We start from the raw sequence: 537 nt of genomic DNA on the forward strand, positions 1-537 counted from the left end.
CTAGATGAGTAATTCCAAGGGGTCAGTGGTCATAGGCCGTCAGGGAGCGTAGGACGGGCTGGCCGGTCCGGTCGTTGTGCCAGATAGCGGCGGTCAGCGCCAGAACACGCTGGAGCACCCGCACCACCACCCCTTCCGGGGTGCGCCCCCCGTGTCGTTCCAGGTCCAGCTGGCCCTTGAAGGTCTGGTTGATCGACTCGACCACCTGCCGCAAGGGACGGAACAACGCTGCTCCGGCCCGTGGGGACTCGCCCTTGCGGGCCGGACGCAGCAGACACAGTCCCGCTTGGGTCAGGACCTGTTCGAAATCGCGTCCGAAGTAGTTCTTGTCCGCGATCAGCGTCTGGTTCGGGCGCTGGTTGACCAGGTCCGGTTCGGTTTCGAAGATCTCGGTCAGGGTGGTGCGCTCGTCGGCCTTGGCGCCGGTCAGGGCGAAGGCGATGGGCAGTCCGCTCAGGGTGCACACCAGGTGCAGGCGCAGCCCCCAGAAGAAGCGGGAGTGGGAGGCGCAGTAGCCGTACTGGGCCCATCCGGCCA

The 537-nt window shown here is 66.3% G+C and carries 1 protein-coding gene; it reads right to left on the reverse strand.

Annotated elements, in window-relative coordinates; all coding sequences use genetic code 11:
- Positions 1-22 precede the first annotated feature (22 nt).
- On the reverse strand, positions 23-537 hold a 515-nt coding region (locus tag D456_RS0123380; protein ID WP_017578592.1), incomplete at its 5' end, for a transposase.

It is taken from the genome of Nocardiopsis kunsanensis DSM 44524 (assembly GCF_000340965.1).
Taxonomy (GTDB): domain Bacteria; phylum Actinomycetota; class Actinomycetes; order Streptosporangiales; family Streptosporangiaceae; genus Nocardiopsis; species Nocardiopsis kunsanensis.